Below are 15,116 nucleotides of genomic sequence, written 5' to 3'. Positions count from 1 at the left end.
TGTGTTACCGGCGGGTGTTACCGAGGTTACTGATGCGTTTCAGCGAGGAGGGGCGTTTCTGATGTGACTGTCCGGTCCCCACGCCTGAGGCGTAGCTGGCAGCAATGATCCTGAGTTGTGGGCGCGAGCAAGCTCGCTCCCACAAGGGGGTTACACAGGCTTTAGGCGTTCCAGGCCTTCGAACGGGCAAGCGGCAAGCAGGTCCTGGAGCAAGCGTCCATCGGCCAGGCGCAGCTCGGCGGGCGCCAGTTCCGCCAGTGGATACAGGACAAACGCCCGGGCCTGCATGTGGTAATGCGGGACTTTGAGGCGGGGCTCGTCGATCAGGCGGTCGCCGAACAGCAGGATGTCCAGGTCCAGGGTGCGCGGGCCCCAACGTTCCAGGCGCTCGCGACCTTGGCCGGTTTCGATGGCCTGCAGGGCGTCGAGCAGGTCCAGCGGTGCCAGGTGACTGTCCAGCGCCGCCACCGCATTGGTGTAGCGCGGCTGCCCAGGCAACAGCGAGTCGCTTTGATAGAACGACGAGACACCTGCCAGTTCGGTATCGGGCAGTTGCGCCAGGGCCTGGAGGGCACTGCGCAGTTGCTCGGCAGGTTCGGCCAGGTTGCTGCCCATGCCGATGTAGACGCGTTCCATCGATTACTCGCCCGACTCGCTCGAAGCACCGGCGCGCTTGCGCTTGGCACCACCCCCGCTGCGACGCCGCTTGCGCGGGCCGCTGCCGGCTTCATCCTTGCCGCTGAGGTCGCGGATCATCTCGCGGCGTTCGCTGTCGTTGGCATCCTGGTAATCGGTCCACCATTCGCCGAGGCCATCGGTCTGCTCGCCAGCGCTTTCGCGCAGCAACAAGAAGTCGTAGCCGGCGCGGAACCGCGGGTTGTCCAGCAGCAGGTCGGCGCGTTTGCCGCTGCGCCGTGGCAGGCGCTCCTGCATGTCCCAGATCTCGCGGATCGGCATCGTGAAGCGTTTTGGAATCGCGATGCGTTGGCACTGTTCGGCAATCAGTTCGTGGGCGGCTTCCTGCATCGCCGGAATCGGCGGCATGCCACGGTCTTGCAGGCGCAATACCCGTGCTGGCAAGGCTGGCCAGAGCAGGGCGGCGAACAGGAACGCCGGGGTCACCGGTTTGTTCTGCTTGATGCGCAGGTCGGTGTTGATCAGGGCTTCGCTGATCAAGGTGTGGGTGTAGGTCGGGTTGTGCTCCAGCGCCTCGGCACTGGCCGGGAACAGCGGATCGAACAGTTGCAGGTCCACCAGCATCTCGAAGGTGTCCGCGGCGTTGCCCGACAGGAACAGCTTGAGCACTTCCTCGAACAACCGCGCCGAAGGGATCTCCCGCAGCATCGGCGCCAGGTCGCGAATCGGCGCGGCGCTGTGTTTTTCGATGCCGAAGTTCAGCTTGGCGGCGAAACGCACGGCCCGCAGCATGCGTACCGGGTCTTCCTGGTAACGCTGCCTGGGGTCGCCGATCAACCGGATCAGATGGTTGCGGATGTCGTGCACGCCATTGGCGTAGTCGAGGATGCGCTCGCTGACCGGGTCGTAGTAGAGGGCGTTGATGGTGAAGTCGCGGCGTTGCGCGTCTTCTTCCAGGGTGCCGTAGACGTTGTCGCGCAGGATGCGCCCGCTCTCGTTGCGAGAAGACTGGTTGCTGTCTTCTTCTTCGTCGTTTTGCGGGTGGTTGGCGCGGAACGTCGCCACTTCGATGATTTCGCGCCCGAAATGGATATGGACCAGCTTGAAGCGCCGGCCAATGATCCGTGCGTTGCGGAATTCGGCCCGGACCTGCTCCGGCGTGGCGCTGGTGGCGACGTCGAAATCCTTGGGCGTGATGTTGAGCAGCATGTCGCGCACACAGCCACCGACCAGGTAAGCCTGGTAGCCGGCGTTCTGCAAGCGTTCGACGATGTTCACCGCATAACGGCTGAACTGGGCCTTTTGCAGCGAATGCTGGCCGATGTTGAGCACTTCAGGCGTGCTGCGAATGTGTTGCGTACGACGCAAGGGAGAACGGAATGACTGGAACAGCTTCTTCAGCATGGGATGCACTGTTTGAAGGAATGTTCGGCCAAAATGAAGAATTGACCGCATGATGGGCGGGGATTCTAGCATTTAGTCGAGGGATGGTGTAGGACGCAGCAGATTTGGCTGCAAGCTTTGAACGATAAGCCCTGTAGGCTTGGGGGAGGGCGAAACGTCGGAAACCACAAGGGGAGCCTAAGCTCCCCCAGAATTAGTTTCGTGCTCTATTTTTATTATTGATTTCGGGCTTCTTGTTTTTGTTGAGTGCCCGTGCCACGAGGTTTCCCTTCGTGACGCTCCCAATCGGGAGTCAAGAGCAAACGGATTGCTTTGGTCGCTGTGTTGCAGTGATCAACCGATCCAACCAGTTCAGGCACCTGTCTTGAGACAGTTTTTATTGTTCTCGGCCTGGTTGTGGGGCAAGCCCCAAATACAACGCCTCTCCAAAAGAATCAGTTAGCTGCGCCTCTCGCCGTCTTGTTTTTATTGTGCGTGAGTCGATTCGTCTTATTTTTATTGTCTTTTGCATTGCTTGTTATTGTTCTTGTACCAAAGCTATAGCAGGGTGCGTGCCAACTTTTGCGTGGCCCAGTGAAACCGGGGGTTCTATGGTTATAGCCATTTTTCGTGGGCGAAAAAAAGCCGGGGTTTCGTTACCGTAAACCCCGGCTTCTGTTACGTGAAAAAACTGAGGTAACAGTTTTTTCACATGCACTGGTAGACAGTGATCTCTTGTGGGGGCGAGTTTCAGCTTTCGCTGGCCACGCCGGTCTTGCGCCGGGGGATGCCCAGGCGTTGGCGGCGTTCCCACAGGCATTTGCGGCTGACGCCCAGCTTGCGCGCCAGTTCGGTCTCGGTCATGTGGTCCTGGTGTTCCAGGACGAAATGCTGGAAGTAGTCTTCCAGGGACAGGTCCTCGGTAGGCTCGTGGCTGGTGTTGTTGGCGGCACCGCCGTGCTGCGGGGCCAGGCCGATAAACTCTTCGTCGTCCAGGTCGCCCAGCTCGATGTCGATGCCCAGCAAGTCGGCGGAAATTTCCGGGCTCTCACTCAGGATCACCGCGCGCTCGACGGCGTTTTCCAGCTCTCGGACGTTACCCGGCCAGGCGTAATGACGAATGGCCTGTTCGGCGTCCGGGGCGAACTTGAGGTCGGTGCGATTGATGCGCGCGCTCTGGCGGGCGAGGAAGGCCTGGGCGATTTCGTTGACGTCGGCGCCACGTTCGCGAAGGGGCGGCAGTTTCAGGGCGATCACGTGCAGGCGGTAATACAGGTCTTCACGGAACTGGCCGATCTTCGCCAGGCTCTTGAGGTCTCGGTGGGTCGCCGCGATCAGGCGTACGTCGACTTTCTGTGATTGCACCGAGCCCACCCGGCGAATCTCGCCTTCCTGGAGCACCCGCAGCAAGCGCGCCTGGGCTTCCAGTGGCAGCTCGCCGATTTCATCGAGGAACAATGTGCCGCCGTCCGCCGCCTCCACCAGCCCGGCGCGGCCGGCGCTGGCACCGGTGAACGCGCCTTTCTCGTGGCCGAAGAGTTCGGATTCGATCAGGCTTTCCGGGATCGCCGCGCAGTTCACCGAGATCATCGGTGCCTTGGCCCGACGAGACAGGTTGTGCAGGGCGCGGGCAACCAGTTCCTTGCCGGTGCCGGACTCGCCCTGGATCAGCACATTGGAGTCGGTCGGCGCGACTTTGCGGATTTTGCCGTACAGGTCCTGCATCGGTGGGCAGGAACCGATGATGCCGATTTCGCCATTGCTGTTGCTGGCGCCACCTTTCACGGCGGTGCTGGTCTTGCCGGCAGGTTCCGACGAATGGCTGCTCGCTGCCTGTCGGTCGCGCAGGATGCGGGCCACGGCCTGGAGCATCTCGTCATGGTCGAACGGCTTGGCGATGTAGTCCACCGCGCCCATTTTCATGGAGTCCACCGCCGAGCGCAGGCTGGCGTAGCTGGTCATGATCAGAACCGGCGTGCCCTGGCCGAGCTTGATCAGCTCGGTGCCGGGAGCGCCGGGCAGGCGCAGGTCGCTGACGATCAGGTCAAACGTGGGAATGCTGAAACGTTCTTGTGCTTCCTGCACGGAACCGGCTTCGCTGACCTGGTACTGGTTGCGTTCCAGCAGGCGGCGCAAGGCGGAGCGGATAATTGTTTCGTCTTCGACGATCAAAATGTGCGGCATTGATTCGATTCTCTCGACGGTCTCAGTTCACAGCGGACGTCGCTTCGACATGACGCGGCAAGGTCACCCTGATACGGGTGCCGCGTTGGCTCTGTACATCGGCCGGGCTGTCGATGGTGATTTGTCCATAATGCTCTTCAACGATGGAATAGACCAGTGCGAGGCCCAGACCGGTGCCTTCGCCAGGATCCTTGGTGGTGAAGAAGGGTTCGAACAATCGGTCCATGATGTTCTGTGGGATACCGCTGCCCTCGTCTTCGACGATCAGGTCGATCGTGTGTTCGCTGGCTTCGCTCCTGACCCGCACCGCGCTTCCCGCCGGCGTGGCGTCGCGGGCGTTGGACAGCAGGTTGATCAGTACCTGGGCGAGTCGCTGGGGATCGCCGTCGACCCAGTGGTCCGGATCGCACAGGTTGAAGAATTGCACTTCGAAATTGCGCCGGTTAAGGGCCAACAGACCAATGGCATCCTGGGCCACTTCGGCCAGACAGACGGCCTCGTCGTTGTGCTGGTGGCCGCCGGCATGGGCAAAGCTCATCAGCGACTGGACGATGCGCGACACCCGCTTGGTCTGTTCAAGGATCTGCCCGCTGATTTCCGTCAGCTCGCTGTCGTCCTCGCGCTCTTCGCGCAGGTTCTGCGCCAGGCAGGCGATGCCGGTGATCGGGTTGCCGATCTCATGGGCCACCCCGGCTGCCAGCCGGCCGATGCTGGCCAGGCGTTCGGAGTGGACCAGCTTGTCTTCGAGCATCTGGGTGTCGGTCAGGTCTTCCACCAGCAGCACCAGGCCGCTGTTGCCGGGCGCCAGGGGTTCGTCGATCGCGGCCTTGTGCAGGTTCAGCCAGCGGGTCTGTCCGTCCAAGGCCAGGTGTTGCTTGTGCAAGTGTTCGTCCGGCAGGTCGATGAAGCCTTGCAGCAGACCTTTCCACGGCTCGCCGAGGGTGCTCAGGCGTGAGCCGACCACCCGTTGGGCGGCGATCCCGGTCAGTTCTTCCATGGCCTTGTTCCACATCAGGATCTCTTGGTCCTTGGCCAGGGAGCACACGCCCATCGGCAACTCTTGCAGGGTCTGGCGATGATAGCGGCGCAAGGCGTCCAGTTCGGCGGCCAGGCCGGTGAGGCGCGAGTGGTAGTCCTCAAGGCGGCTTTCGATGAAGTGGATGTCTTCGGTGACATAGTTTTCGCCACCGGCCTTGTAGGGCAGGAACGTCTCGACCATGTCCTGGGCCACGCTCGGGCCCATCAGGCCGGAGAGGTTGGCTTCGATCCGGTCGCGCAGGCGACGCAAGGCATACGGGCGCCGTTCGTCAAAGGGCAGGTAGAGGTCGCGCAGCGCCTGTTCGACTTCTTTTTGCGCGGCCTTGGCGCCCAGGGGCTTGGCCAGTTGCGTGGCGAACTCCTGGGGCGAGGCGGCGTGCAGCTCGCGCCGTTGCGGGCGACGGACGTTGTCCACGGCGCAGGCCTCGGCGGCGCTGGCTTCTTCGCTGCTGGCGTTGGTGAACAGCGAAATCAGCGTGAACATCAGCACGTTCGCCGCCAGGGAGGCGATGGCCGCCATGTGCCAACTGGTGTCGTCGAGCACGTAGATCATGTTCAGTAGCGGGATGTAGAAGCCTTGCAGGTTGCCCATCAGCGGCAACAGCATGGCCACCAGCCACACCAGGATGCCCGCCAGCAGCCCGGCAATGAAACCGCGACGGTTGGCGGTCGGCCAGTACAGCACCGACAGCACCCCGGGCAGGAACTGCAAGGTGGCCACGAACGCGACGATGCCCAGGTTGGCCAGGTCCTGGCCGTCACCCAGCATCAGGTAGAACCCGTAGCCGGCCATGATGATCGCCACGATCAGCGCCCGGCGCGTCCATTTCAGCCAGCGGTAGATGTTACCTTCGGCCGGTGGCTGGTAAAGCGGCAGCACCAGGTGATTGAGGGCCATCCCCGACAGTGCCAGCGTGGTGACGATGATCAGGCCGCTGGCCGCCGACAGGCCACCGACGTAGGCCAGCAGGGCCAGGGCCTTGCTGTTGGCGGCGATGCCGATGCCGAGGGTGAAGTATTCGGGGTTGGTGCTGGCCCCCAGTTTCAGCCCGGCCCACAGGATCAAAGGCACCGCGAGGCTCATCAGCAACAGGAACAGCGGCAGGCCCCAGCTCGCGCTCACCAGCGAGCGTGGGTTGAGGTTTTCGGTAAAGGTCATGTGGTACATGTGCGGCATGACGATCGCCGACGCGAAGAACACCAGCAGCAGCGTACGCCACGGGCCTTCCTGCAAGGGCGTGTGCAGGGCGGCGAGGGCGGTCTGGTTCTGCAGCAGCCAGATTTCCAGTTGCTGCGGGCCGTCGAATACGCCGTACAACGCGTAGAGGCCGACGCCGCCGATGGCGATCAGCTTGATCACCGATTCGAACGCGATCGCGAACACCAGACCTTCGTGTTTCTCACGAGTGGCGATGTGGCGGGAGCCGAAGAAGATCGTGAACAGGATAATCAGCCCGCAGAAGCTCAGGGCCACGCGGTGCTGTACCGGTTCGCCGGTGAGGATGCTGATGGAGTCGGCGACGGCCTGGACTTGCAGGGCCAGCAATGGCAATACCCCGACCAGCATGAAGATCGTGGTCAGCGCGCCCGCCCAGGTGCTGCGAAAGCGGAAGGCGAACAGGTCGGCCAATGATGACAGTTGGTAGGTGCGGGTGATTTTCAGGATCGGGTAAAGCAGCACCGGCGCCAGCAGGAACGCCCCCGACACGCCGAGGTAGCTGGACAGGAAGCCATAGCCGTACTGGTACGCCAGCCCGACCGTGCCGTAGAACGCCCAGGCGCTGGCATAGACGCCCAGCGACAAGGTGTAGGTCAGCGGGTGGCGGATGATCGCCCGGGGGATCATGCCCCGTTCGCTGACCCAGGCCACGCTGAACAGCACGGCCAGGTAGGCGGCGCTGATCAGGATCATCTGGGTCAGGCTAAAGCTCATCGGCATCTTTTTGGCTCTGCAGGATGAAGGTCACGACAATCAGGATCAGCCAGAGCAGATAGGGCCGATACCAGGCACCCGTGGCGTCGATCCACCAATCCATGATGGCCGGGGAAAACAGGTAAATCCCCACTACCAGGAGCAGGACCAAGCGATAGATGTACATCCCGGCCTCTCTATGTTGATGCGCGTGCCCGAAAACGTGCGGCGATGGTAACGGATGGGCGCCAGGCTGCAAGGGCCGTCAACGGATTTGCGCTTCCGGCAGGTTCAGCGTGCGCGGGATCCTCGCGGCATCCCAGTGGCGCATGCCCCAGGCCAGCAACTCCCGCGGGCTGGCGTCGGCCAGTTCGGGCCCCGGTTGCTGGCCCAGTGCGCGCAGTGCCCGCAACAGCAGCGGCGTGGCCTGGTCGGCCGAAAGCGGCGGTGAGCGATAGGACTTGCCCAGTTTGTGCCCGTCAGGCTGGGTGATCAATGGCACGTGCAGGTAACGCGGTTGGGGCAGCCCGAGCAGTTCTTGCAGGTACAACTGGCGCGGTGTCGAGTCCAGCAGGTCGGCGCCGCGCACGATATCGGTCACGCCTTGCCAGGCGTCGTCCAGCACCACGGCCAGTTGATAGGCGTAGAGCCCGTCGCGGCGGCGGATCACGAAGTCGCCCGCCTCGCGGCCCAGGTGTTGGCGGAACGGGCCCTGGACCCGGTCGGTGAAGTGGTATTCGAGCTCCGGGACACGCACGCGGATGGCAGCGTCCTCGGTGTCGTGCCCGGCATTGCGGCAAAGCCCTGGATAAATGCCCTGGTACGCTTCCAGTTGTTTGCGCGAGCAGGTGCAGGCGTACGCCAGCCCTTGGCTGAACAGCCGGTTGATCACGTGCTGGTAGGCCTCGTGGCGCTCGCTCTGGCGCACCATCTCGCCGTCCCATTCAAACCCGTAGCGCTCCAGTGCCCGCAGGATCGCCGTCTGGGCACCGGGCTCTTCACGGGGCGGGTCGAGGTCTTCCATGCGCAGTAACCAGCGCCCGCCCACGGCCCGGGCGTCCAGGTACGAGGCCAGCGCGGCGACCAGCGAACCGAAGTGCAGGTGGCCGCTGGGGGTGGGGGCGAAGCGGCCGATGTAGGGAGAGGTGGCAGTCATGGGAAGAATGTTGCTGGATCCGGTTGGCAGAGGCATATGTCTTTTAATCACGGACCGTCTGTGGGAGCGGGCTTGCTCGCGAAGGCGGTGTGTCAAGCGATATCAGTACTAACTATACAGCCCTCTTCGCGAGCAAGCCCGCTCCCACAGGACTTCGCCAGGTCCGAGAGGGCGTGTCGGTTTCAGAAACAAAAAACGGAGCGTATGAACGCTCCGTTTTTCTGTAACAGCCCGGGCAATTACTTGCCGACCTGTTTTTCCTTGATTTCAGCCAGGGTCTTGCAATCGATGCACAGGTCGGCGGTCGGTCGGGCTTCCAGGCGGCGAATGCCGATCTCGATGCCGCAGGACTCGCACCAACCGTATTCTTCGTCTTCGATCAGTTGCAGGGTCTTGTCGATTTTCTTGATGAGCTTGCGCTCACGGTCACGGGCGCGCAGTTCGAGGCTGAATTCTTCTTCCTGGCTGGCACGGTCGGCCGGGTCGGGGAAGTTGGCCGCTTCGTCTTTCATGTGATCCACGGTGCGATCGACTTCTTGCATCAAGTCCTGTTTCCACTTGTTCAGGATCTTGGTGAAGTGCGCGCGCATGGGGGCGCCCATGTACTCTTCGCCCGCTTGCGGGACGTACGGCTCAAACCCGCTGAGCGACTGGTTTTGATTCTGCTTTGCTTGGGTGGGCATGAATGGACCGCCTCTACTCTTGTAATCCACTACGCAGGATTGCTCCATCACCGACACCTGCCGGCCCTGCGGCTGCAAGCGGGCGAACTTACCAGATCGAATCGGGCCGCGCTACTCCCGGTTGTCGAGCCTGCGGCGGGCGGGCTTCGTAGCCCAGGGTCGGGTTCGGTTCGGTGTGGATGTAATCCTGCTCAATGCTTGATTCTAGGCTATGTACAGCCTAGTCAAGCCTGGGCCAATCGCCGGAGTCATTTCCTGCAATCCACGGCCTCAGACCGCTGCGGGTTCGCGTGCGTTCCGCAGTTGCTTCTGACTTGAGGGGAGAGTTGGGTAGAATCGGTTCTTTTTTACCTTGAAGGAAGGCTAATGCCTCAGCCCTACAGTGCGCGCAGCCGCGCCATCGAACCTTTCCATGTGATGGCGCTGCTGGCCCGCGCCAACGAGCTGCAGGCGGCGGGGCACGACGTCATTCACCTGGAGATCGGCGAGCCGGACTTCACCACCGCCGAGCCGATCATCCAGGCCGGCCAGGCGGCGTTGGCCGCGGGCAAGACCCGCTACACCGCGGCCCGTGGGATCCCCGAGTTGCGCGAGGCCATCGCCGGTTTCTATGGCCAGCGCTATGGCGTGCAGATCGACCCGCGGCGCATCCTGGTGACGCCGGGCGGCTCGGGCGCGTTGTTGCTCGCCAGTGCCCTGCTGGTGGACCCGGGCAAGCATTGGCTGCTGGCCGACCCCGGCTATCCGTGCAACCGTCACTTCCTGCGGCTGGTGGAGGGCGCGGCGCAGCTGGTGCCGGTGGGCCCGGAGGTGCGTTATCAATTGACCCCGGACCTGGTGGATCGCTACTGGGACCAGGACAGCGTCGGCGCGTTGGTGGCATCGCCGGCCAACCCGACCGGGACGATCCTTTCCCGGGATGAACTGGCGGGCTTGTCCAAGGCCATCAAGGCGCACAACGGCCACCTGGTGGTGGACGAGATCTATCACGGCCTGACCTACGGCACCGATGCCGCCAGCGTGCTGGAAGTGGATGACGACGCCTTTGTCCTGAATAGTTTTTCCAAGTATTTCGGCATGACCGGTTGGCGGCTCGGCTGGCTGGTGGCGCCCTCGGCGGCCGTCAGCGAGCTGGAAAAGCTCGCGCAGAACCTTTACATCAGCGCCCCGAGCATGGCCCAGCACGCGGCCCTGGCTTGCTTTGAACCGGCCACCATCGAGATCTTCGAGCAACGTCGGGCCGAGTTTGCGTTACGCCGCGATTTCCTCCTGCCGGCCTTGCGGGCGTTGGGCTTCGGCATTGCCGTGGAGCCGGAAGGGGCGTTCTACCTCTACGCCGATATCAGCGCCTTCGGCGGCGACGCGTTCGCGTTCTGCCAACACTTCCTGGAAACCGAACACGTGGCCTTCACCCCGGGTCTGGATTTTGGCCGCTATCAAGCCGGCCATCACGTGCGCTTCGCCTACACCCAGAGCCTGGGACGACTCCAGGAAGCGGTGGCGCGAATCGAACGTGGACTGCGGAGCTGGCAAGGCTGATGCGTTTCTCTCCTGCGTTAGAAGAAGGTCGCCTGATTCGACGTTACAAGCGTTTTCTCGCTGATATCGAGACCGTTCAGGGCGAACTGCTCACTATTCATTGTCCGAACACCGGCTCGATGCTCAATTGCATGGCGCCTGGTGCACGCGTTTGGTTCAGCCGCTCCAACGACCCCAAGCGCAAGTTGCCGGGCACCTGGGAACTAGGCGAGACCCCTCAGGGACGGCTCGCCTGCATTAATACGGCGCGGGCCAACACCCTGGTCGAGGAAGCCCTGCGCGCCGGGGTCATCAGTGAACTGAACGGGTTCATCGGGCTCAAGCGCGAAGTGGCCTATGGTCAGGAAAACAGCCGTATCGATTTTCGGCTGGACTACGAACAGGGCTCGGCCTGGGTCGAAGTCAAAAGTGTGACGTTGGGGTTCGACGACACCCCGGTGGCGGCGTTTCCCGATGCGGTGACCCAGCGTGGGGCCAAGCATCTGCGCGAGCTGGCCAGCCTGGCCCGGCAAGGTATACGGGCGGTGCAATTGTATTGCGTGAACCTGAGCGGGATCGAAGCGGTGCGTCCGGCGCACGAAATCGATCCGGCGTACGCCGCCGCGCTGCGTGAAGCGATTGCGGCGGGGGTGCAGGTGCTGGCCTACGGCGTCACGCTGACGCCTGAGCAGATGTGGGTGGACCGACCGTTGCCGGTGCTGTCGGCCCCGTTAGAGCTCGACCCAGAGACCTTGCTCGTCCTCCCGGCTGTCTAGCGCCGTCAGGAATTGGCCGGCACACGGACCGGCCACGCATTCGCCGTTCTCGATCAGGAACAAGGCGCCGTGGGTGGCGCAGTGGATCAGGCTGGCGCTGGGGTCGAGGAACTGGTCCGGTTGCCATTCCAGTGGCACGCCGCGGTGCGGGCAGCGATTGACGTAAACGTAGGCCTGGCCTGCGCGGCGCACGGCCATCACCTTGCGTCCATCGAGGTCGAAGCCGCGGCTGCCGTTGTCGGGCAGTTCGGCGCTGTTACATAGAAACTTCATGGGTGTCTCTACACATCGGTGGGAGAGCCTCGAGGCGGGCGCGAGCCTGCGAAGGGTTCAAGCTTGACGGTCAAATGAAAGCAATCATCAAATGGCGCCTTCTCGCGGATGGCTGAGGATACTTGCCCTGGCCAGTTCATGCTCGGTCCCCTGTACAACTTCTTTGAGGAAGCCGCCTGATGCGTCTGAGTAACCGCGTGGCTGCGCTCTTCGCCAGCCCGGGCGCCGCAGTGCTCAAGCCGCGAAGCCTGTTCGTCGGCTTGGGCCTGTTGTGCCTGCTGGCGACCTGGCTGTCCCTGGCCTTGGGGTCGGTGAGCCTGCCACTGCTCGACACGGTGCGGGCGGCGTTGCGGTTATCGGGGCTGCCGGTGTCGGCCGATGGCCTGGAGCAGGCTGAGCTGATCCTCGGCCAGATTCGTTTGCCACGCACCTTGCTGGGCCTGACGGTGGGCGGGGTGTTGGCATTGTCTGGCGTGGCGATGCAGGGGTTGTTCCGCAATCCACTGGCCGATCCGGGGCTGGTGGGGGTCTCCAGTGGCGCTGCACTGGGCGCCGCGTTCGCCATTGTCGGCGGTTCGGCGCTGGGCGGAGTCCCGCAAGCGTTCAGCCCCTATGTACTGTCACTGTGTGCGTTCCTGGGTGGGCTCGGGGTCACGGCGCTGGTGTATCGCCTGGGGCGGCGCAACGGCCAGGCGCATGTGGCGACCATGCTGTTGGCAGGCATTGCCCTGACCGCGCTGTCGGGATCGGCCGTGGGCCTGTTCACCTACCTGGCGGACGATGCGACCCTGCGCACCCTGGCGTTCTGGAACCTGGGCAGTCTCAACGGCGCCAGCTACGCCAGGCTGTGGCCATTGCTCCTGGTCAGCACGGGCGTGGCGCTTTGGTTGCCGCGTCGGGCGCAGGCGCTCAATGCATTGTTGCTGGGAGAGTCCGAGGCCGCTCACCTGGGTGTTGACGTCGAACGGCTCAAGCGCGAACTGGTGTTCTGCACGGCCCTGGGTGTGGGCGCGGCGGTGGCGGCGGCCGGCCTGATCGGGTTCGTTGGATTGGTGGTGCCGCACCTGGTCCGATTGCTGGCGGGGCCCGACCATCGGGTGTTGCTGCCCGCCTCCGTGCTGGCGGGGGCGAGCCTGCTGCTGTTCGCCGACCTGGTGGCACGCCTGGTCCTGGCTCCGGCAGAGCTGCCGATAGGGATCGTCACTGCCTTTATCGGCGCGCCGTTCTTCCTTTATTTATTGCTGCGAGGGCGCGCCTGATGTTGCGAGCGCAGAACCTGCAGGTCCAGCGTGGCAAGCACACCGTGTTGACCGACATCGACCTGCGGCTAAACCCCGGCGAAGTGCTCGGTGTGCTCGGGCCCAACGGTGCCGGTAAAAGTAGCTTGCTGGCCGGCCTGTGTGGCGACTTGCGCCCGACCCAGGGACAGGTCTGGCTGGATGATCGACCGCTGGCCCAATGGGAGGGCCCCGAGCGCGCGCGACGCCTGGCGGTCTTGCCACAGTCCTCGACCCTGGATTTTGCCTTCCGGGTCGAAGAGGTGGTCGGTCTGGGTCGCCTGCCGCATCAAACGGGGCGCGTGCGGGACGGGCAGGTCGTCGCTGCGGCGCTGCAAGCGGCCGACGCCTCGCACCTGCATGGGCGCAGTTACCTGGCGTTGTCCGGCGGCGAGCGCCAGCGTGTGCACCTGGCGCGGGTACTGGCGCAGTTGTGGCCGGGTGAGGCGGGGCAGGTCCTGCTGCTGGACGAGCCAACGTCCATGCTCGATCCATTGCATCAGCACACCCTCCTGCAAGCGGTGCGCGGGTTTGCCGATCGCGGCGCCGCCGTACTGGTGATCCTGCATGACCTGAACCTGGCGGCGCGCTACTGTGATCGCCTGTTGCTGCTTGCGTCGGGGCAGTCGGTTGCCATGGGCACCCCCCAAGAGGTACTGCGCCCGGATTCGCTCAAGGCCGTGTTCGGCCTGGAAGTTCTCGTGCAACCCCATCCGGAGCGCGGGCACCCGTTGATCATTGCCCGTTGAGGGCCTGTCGAGGATATGGACATGCGCCTGATTCTGCTGCTTGCACTGAGCATCCTGGCGGCCTGCCAGAGTGTCGCACCGCCCCCGGTCAGCGGGCGAATCGTGGATTTGCACAGCGGCCAGGCCGTGACGCCCCAGAGGTTGGTCGAGCGCCTGGCAGTGGCGCCGCGGGTGGTGGTGGGCGAGCAGCACGACAACCGCGACCATCACACGCTGCAGCGCTGGTTGCTCCAGGCTTTGGGCGCAGAGCGGGCCCAAGGCAGTCTGTTGCTGGAAATGCTGACCCCGTCGCAGCAGCCACGGGTGGATGCGCTCCGCCAACGATCCACAATGCCCAACGACCTGCCCGCCGTCCTGGCTTGGTCGCCGGGTTGGGATTGGAGCCTGTATGGGCCCGTCGTCGAGTTTGCCCTGGCACAGCGCTACCCGTTGCTGGCCGCCAATCTGGATGCCACCGAAATCCAGCGATTCTATCGGCAGCCGCCGGCCTTGCAGGGCGATCGCAGCAATGCGGTTGCCGTGAAAGACGTGTTATTGGGGCAGATCCGCGAGTCCCATTGCGGCCTGCTGCCGGAATCGCAAATGCCGGCGATGCTGGCGGTGCAGCAACAGCGTGACCGGCGCATGGCCGAACGCCTGCTGCAAGCGCCGACGCCCGCATTGTTGTTGGCGGGTGCCTGGCACGGGCGAAAGGACCTCGGCGTACCGTTGCACATGCTGGACCTGGGCGCCGATGAAGCGCCGATCGTTCTGATGCTGGCCGAGGAGGGCAGCGACGTGACCCCGGCCATGGCCGATTACGTGTGGTACACCCCGGCCACTGCGTCACAGGATTACTGTGCGCAGATGCGTGAACAGTCCGAAAGGTGATTTTTGCGGGCAAAAAAAGACCCGGCAAAAGCCGGGTCAAATAACCGTGATTAGCCTGATGAGGAGATATCTGAGAGTCCGAACCAAGGGCTGTTCAAATATCGACCAGTCTCGCGACCGGATGTGGTAATCATAGCGATTCTCATTACCATGTCAAACATTGTTTCGTGATTCGCTGAAATTACCCTGCAACGAGGTGCGAAGAGGCCGTCAGGACTTGTGCCGTGTCGTCATGGCGTCCAGCTGTTTATTGAGGGCTTCCTTGCGTTCGGCGGGAACGTCATTCCAGTGCACGTCCAGCAACGCGCCCTCGATCGCATACAGCAATACCTTGGAAGCCCGGAAACCGCGGGTGCGCACGGCGCGATAAGCATCCACCGCACCGAGCCGGCGCAGATCCGAGGCACTGTGGATGCCCACGGCGTGCAGCCACTGGGCTGATGTCTTGCCCAGATTCTTCAGGTGTTGCAGTTCATCATTCATCGAGCCTCCTTGCGACGGCCGATCGGTGCGGTGGGCAAGCTTCTGAGCAGTGTAGCGGTCAGTAGGAAAAGCGTGATTCTTTGGTGGGATTAGTTGCGAAAGCTTCTAAGGCATTACGCACGATCGAGGCGGCAACAAGCCTGTTTCAGCGCAGGCGGGGGCGCTGGAAGGGGGGACC

The 15,116-nt window shown here is 63.2% G+C and carries 14 protein-coding genes; 5 read left to right on the top strand and 9 right to left on the bottom strand.

What is annotated here, in order from left to right; all coding sequences use genetic code 11:
* Positions 1–150: 150 nt before the first annotated feature.
* The 7 genes from VM99_07515 to VM99_07485 form a co-directional block, all read right to left on the bottom strand.
* Positions 151–636 carry a 2-amino-4-hydroxy-6-hydroxymethyldihydropteridine pyrophosphokinase gene (locus VM99_07515; GenBank protein AKJ97912.1) on the bottom strand — a complete coding sequence of 162 codons (486 nt, stop codon included), beginning with the start codon at positions 634–636 and terminating at the stop codon, positions 151–153.
* 3 nt (positions 637–639) lie between these two features.
* Positions 640–2,040 carry a poly(A) polymerase gene (locus VM99_07510; GenBank protein AKJ97911.1) on the bottom strand — a complete coding sequence of 467 codons (1,401 nt, stop codon included), beginning with the start codon at positions 2,038–2,040 and terminating at the stop codon, positions 640–642.
* 729 nt (positions 2,041–2,769) lie between these two features.
* On the bottom strand, positions 2,770–4,203 hold the full coding sequence (locus VM99_07505; GenBank protein AKJ97910.1) for a Fis family transcriptional regulator: 1,434 nt from the start codon (positions 4,201–4,203) through the stop codon (positions 2,770–2,772).
* Positions 4,204–4,225: 22 nt separating this feature from the next.
* On the bottom strand, positions 4,226–7,174 hold the full coding sequence (locus tag VM99_07500; GenBank protein AKJ97909.1) for an ATPase: 2,949 nt from the start codon (positions 7,172–7,174) through the stop codon (positions 4,226–4,228).
* Positions 7,164–7,340, bottom strand: a complete 177-nt coding sequence (locus VM99_07495; GenBank protein ID AKJ97908.1) for an MFS transporter — start codon at positions 7,338–7,340, stop codon at positions 7,164–7,166. The genes VM99_07500 and VM99_07495 overlap by 11 nt, the downstream gene beginning before the upstream one ends.
* Before the next feature lie 78 nt (positions 7,341–7,418).
* Positions 7,419–8,309 carry a glutamyl-Q tRNA(Asp) ligase gene (locus VM99_07490; GenBank protein ID AKJ97907.1) on the bottom strand — a complete coding sequence of 297 codons (891 nt, stop codon included), beginning with the start codon at positions 8,307–8,309 and terminating at the stop codon, positions 7,419–7,421.
* 239 nt (positions 8,310–8,548) lie between these two features.
* Positions 8,549–8,992 (bottom strand): molecular chaperone DnaK, encoded by a 444-nt coding sequence (locus VM99_07485; protein ID AKJ97906.1) that lies wholly within the window; start codon positions 8,990–8,992, stop codon positions 8,549–8,551.
* Between the two features lie 366 nt (positions 8,993–9,358).
* On the opposite strand from VM99_07485, the gene VM99_07480 reads away from it, so the two are divergent.
* Both VM99_07480 and VM99_07475 read left to right on the top strand, forming a co-directional pair.
* Entirely contained in the window at positions 9,359–10,531 is a 1,173-nt protein-coding gene (locus tag VM99_07480) for an aminotransferase (protein AKJ97905.1), read from the top strand.
* On the top strand, positions 10,531–11,286 hold the full coding sequence (locus VM99_07475) for an XRE family transcriptional regulator (GenBank protein AKJ97904.1): 756 nt from the start codon (positions 10,531–10,533) through the stop codon (positions 11,284–11,286). Before VM99_07480 ends, VM99_07475 begins: the two co-directional genes overlap by 1 nt.
* Here VM99_07475 and VM99_07470 read toward each other — a convergent pair.
* Positions 11,242–11,559 (bottom strand): Rieske (2Fe-2S) protein, encoded by a 318-nt coding sequence (locus VM99_07470; GenBank protein ID AKJ97903.1) that lies wholly within the window; start codon positions 11,557–11,559, stop codon positions 11,242–11,244. The genes VM99_07475 and VM99_07470 overlap by 45 nt on opposite strands.
* Before the next feature lie 179 nt (positions 11,560–11,738).
* Between VM99_07470 and VM99_07465 the strand changes: the two genes are divergently transcribed.
* From VM99_07465 to VM99_07455, 3 genes are read left to right on the top strand one after another with little or no spacing between them, the layout of a single operon-like run.
* Entirely contained in the window at positions 11,739–12,818 is a 1,080-nt protein-coding gene (locus VM99_07465) for an ABC transporter permease (GenBank protein ID AKJ97902.1), read from the top strand.
* On the top strand, positions 12,818–13,585 hold the full coding sequence (locus VM99_07460; protein AKJ97901.1) for a hemin ABC transporter ATP-binding protein: 768 nt from the start codon (positions 12,818–12,820) through the stop codon (positions 13,583–13,585). Before VM99_07465 ends, VM99_07460 begins: the two co-directional genes overlap by 1 nt.
* A 15-nt stretch (positions 13,586–13,600) precedes the next feature.
* Positions 13,601–14,455 carry an iron(III) ABC transporter gene (locus VM99_07455; GenBank protein ID AKJ97900.1) on the top strand — a complete coding sequence of 285 codons (855 nt, stop codon included), beginning with the start codon at positions 13,601–13,603 and terminating at the stop codon, positions 14,453–14,455.
* Between the two features lie 210 nt (positions 14,456–14,665).
* Here VM99_07455 and VM99_07450 read toward each other — a convergent pair whose 3' ends face one another.
* A complete protein-coding gene (locus VM99_07450; GenBank protein AKJ97899.1) occupies positions 14,666–14,938 on the bottom strand; it encodes a competence protein TfoX in 273 nt (90 codons plus the stop codon).
* Positions 14,939–15,116 lie beyond the last annotated feature (178 nt).

The organism is Pseudomonas chlororaphis (assembly GCA_001023535.1).
GTDB classification, from domain to species: domain Bacteria; phylum Pseudomonadota; class Gammaproteobacteria; order Pseudomonadales; family Pseudomonadaceae; genus Aquipseudomonas; species Aquipseudomonas chlororaphis_E.
This window is presented reverse-complemented; position numbering and strand designations above follow the sequence as displayed.